This is a genomic window from Shewanella sp. S1-49-MNA-CIBAN-0167 (genome assembly GCF_040310145.1).
Classification (GTDB): domain Bacteria; phylum Pseudomonadota; class Gammaproteobacteria; order Enterobacterales; family Shewanellaceae; genus Shewanella; species Shewanella psychromarinicola.
Map to the genome: position 1 here is coordinate 1 of NZ_JBEOPO010000356.1, position 259 is coordinate 259.

The 259-nt window shown below is 40.9% G+C and carries 1 protein-coding gene; it reads left to right on the forward strand.

All coding sequences use genetic code 11. From position 1 onward, the window contains the following. The coding region (locus AAEZ00_RS21615) for a hypothetical protein (RefSeq protein ID WP_351090015.1) at positions 1 to 259 on the forward strand (259 nt) is incomplete at both ends.

Genomic DNA, 259 nt, shown 5'->3' on the forward strand with positions numbered 1-259 from the left:
GCGGTAGGCTTTGCCGCTTTTCATGCTGGTATTTTATTGGCGGATAACTATCTAAATCTGCATATATGGCAGATTTTAGTACCTTTTGGTTTCCAGACTGATCGGGTGGGCGTGGCATTGGGACAGATGGGGTTTTGGCTGTTATTTATCTGTGCATTCAGTTTCTATATTAAGAAGTATATTGGTCAATCAGTGTGGCGATGGCTACACTTTTTGACCTTTACAGCTTATATGCTTATTAGCATCCATGTGTTTATGG